The sequence below is a fragment of the Natrinema soli genome (assembly GCF_028618695.1).
Genome location: NZ_JAQIVI010000763.1, coordinates 1 through 2,455, shown reverse-complemented (window position 1 = coordinate 2,455; position 2,455 = coordinate 1). Strand labels below are relative to the sequence as shown.

Here is a 2,455-nt window from a genome sequence, read left to right as displayed (position 1 = left end):
GCGGCCGGCCTCGAGCGCGACGTGGTCGGGAGCGTGTCCCGGCGCGTCGAGGATTCGAACGTGTTCGTCGCCGAGCGGGATCGTCGTCCCGGGCGTGAACGTGCGGTCGGGATCACACCCCGTCGCGTCGCGAAAGCGGTCGGTCCGGCCGTAACGAGCCCAGACCGTCGCGTCGGTTTCGGCCGCGTACGTCTCGACGGCACCGACGTGGTCGGGGTGGGTGTGAGTGACGAGGAGGTGTTCGACGGTGTGATCCTCGAGCAGGCGATCGATATCGTCGGTTCTCGCCGCCGGGTCGACGAGTATCGCCGGATCGCGGTCGGCGTCGCGTTCCCCCCGCTCGTCGGGCGGAGACGACCGCGTCGCTCCGACGAGGTAGGCGTTGGTCTCCCCGCCGGGAGCGCGCGTCGCGACCGGGACGGGACAGCGAGTGACGTGCATAGCTCGACAGTACGACCGAGCGAAAAAGGATGTGTCGGGAGGTATCGACGCCGACCGGGCCACCCCCATTCTCTCGAGCAGTGGAGACCGTATTGGCGAGCGGTCGGGACGAGACGGTCAGTTCTTGAGGAAGTAAACCTGCTTACGTGCGTCGCGGAAACTATACCGCGAACCGACGAGGCCGACGTCCTCGAGCCGGTTGAGCGCGTAGCGAACGGTGCGGTCGGGGAGCAGCGATTCCTCGGCGAGTTGGCCCTGGGAAAGCGGCGAGTCGGCCTCCAAGACTTTCGCGACGAGCTTCGCGCTCGGCGGCAGGTCACGGAGTCGGTTGCGGTATTCGTCCTCCGACAGGGATTCCTCGGCTGCGGCACTACGATCGTCGGCTGTACTCGTGCTCATACGTACTGCAGCGAAACCGTCGATGGTAAAGCTTCCCTATATGTGGATACGAATAATGCAGTTTGTATAAGGCATATGAATGAGGTATTAACACAGGTGTGTGATTGCCGGTTTTCGGCATCGATCACCACACTGGATGGCAAAAAGCGGATTTCGTTTCGGCAGCAACTCGTCAACGGACTCCAGTATCGTTTTATCCCATCGCTACAGTAGATTCGCTCAGTGTGAAAGGACAGGAGTGGTACCAGGCCGACGACATCGCCGAGGAATACGACGACAAGCGATTCTCCCGGGGCGGTCAGCTGATCGACCGTCGGGAGAAAGCGGCCGTCCTCGAGTCCATCATGCCCGTCGAGGACAAGAAGGTCCTCGAGATCGCCTGTGGTACCGGGCGGTTTACGGTCATGTTGGCCCATCAGGGAGCCGACGTCGTGGGGCTGGACATCTCGGCGGCGATGTTACAGCAGGGACGACGGAAGGCCCGGAACGCGGACATCGCGGGCACGCTCGAGTTCCTTCGGGGTGACGCGGGACGACTCCCCTTCCCGGACGATCACTTCGATACCGTCATCGCGATGCGGTTTTTCCACCTCGCGGACGATCCGGAGGCGTTCCTGGCGGAGATGCGACGCGTCTCCCGCGAGCAGATCGTCTTCGACACGTTCAACCGCTTTTCGTCGCGGAGCATCTACAACTGGGCGCTCCCGATGGGGTCGCGACTCTACTCGAAGAGCGAGGTCGCGGTCCTGCTCGCGAAGACGGATCTGACGCTCGTCGACGTCGAGGACGATTTCCTCCTCCCCTACGGACTGTACCGGTCGATCCCCAACGGCCTCGCGTCGCCGCTGCGCGCGCTCGATAACGCCGTCGGCGAACTGCCGATCACCGACCACTTCGCGTCGGTATCGTACTGGAACGCGAACGTTCGCTGATCAAGTCGGGCTGAATCCCATCTATTTACTATCAGGAGCCCCTACCGGGGTGTATGGAGCTCTCGGTAGTCGTCTCGACGCTCAACGACCGGGAGCGATTGCTGTCGTGTCTCGACGCCCTCACGGAGCGAACGCCGTCATCGACGGAGGTCATCGTCGTCAACGGGCCATCCTCGGACGGGACGACCGGCGTCGTCCGCGACCGCGACGACGTCGACGTCCTCGTCGAAATCTCCGAGCGGAACTCGAGCGTCTCCCGAAACGCCGGCCTCGAGCTCGCGACGGGCGACGTCGTCGCCTTCCTCGACGGCGAGTACGCGGTCGATCACAGCTGGTATCCGGCCATCGCCGAGTCGATAACCGGCGCGACGAACGTCGTCACCGGCCCCGTAACGGGCGGTCCCGCTCGTGGGGACCGGCAGTCACCGCAGCAGGTCGCCGGCCGATCGGTGACTCACTTCCACGGCGGCAACGTCGCCTTCGAACGATCCGTCCTCGAGGCCCTGAACGGCTTCGACGAGTACCTCGTGGAAGCGAGCGAACGCGATTGCGCTCACCGTATGGCCGGCCTCGAGTACGAGGTGTCGTGGGATGCGGCGATGGCCGTCCGCCGCGAGATCGGGACCGACGGCGGCGAGCCGATCGACGTGCGGCGGTCCGCGTCGGAACTCCGTTCCGACGGC

4 protein-coding genes are annotated in these 2,455 nt (G+C 64.4%); 2 read left to right on the top strand and 2 right to left on the bottom strand.

What is annotated here, in order from left to right; genetic code table 11:
* Together PGX04_RS31820 and PGX04_RS31815 are read right to left on the bottom strand one after the other, a co-directional pair.
* Positions 1-441 (bottom strand): MBL fold metallo-hydrolase (locus PGX04_RS31820; RefSeq protein ID WP_273742132.1); only part of this gene is annotated, 441 nt, incomplete at its 3' end.
* 117 nt (positions 442-558) lie between these two features.
* Complete coding sequence (locus tag PGX04_RS31815) at positions 559-840, bottom strand: MarR family transcriptional regulator (RefSeq protein ID WP_273742131.1); 282 nt, start codon at positions 838-840, stop codon at positions 559-561.
* A gap of 224 nt (positions 841-1,064) precedes the next feature.
* Here PGX04_RS31815 and PGX04_RS31810 point away from each other — a divergent pair, with 224 nt between their 5' ends.
* Together PGX04_RS31810 and PGX04_RS31805 are read left to right on the top strand one after the other, a co-directional pair.
* Positions 1,065-1,772, top strand: coding sequence for a class I SAM-dependent methyltransferase (locus PGX04_RS31810; protein WP_273742130.1), 708 nt, complete (start codon positions 1,065-1,067; stop codon positions 1,770-1,772).
* 53 nt (positions 1,773-1,825) lie between these two features.
* Positions 1,826-2,455, top strand: a 630-nt coding sequence (locus PGX04_RS31805; RefSeq protein ID WP_273742129.1) for a glycosyltransferase family 2 protein, incomplete at its 3' end; no start/stop codon positions are given.

Bases quoted from the DNA above. Each gene is read 5' to 3' on its own strand.
- PGX04_RS31815 (WP_273742131.1), bottom strand. From the start codon at position 840: ATGAGCACGAGTACAGCCGACGATCGTAGTGCCGCAGCCGAGGAATCC.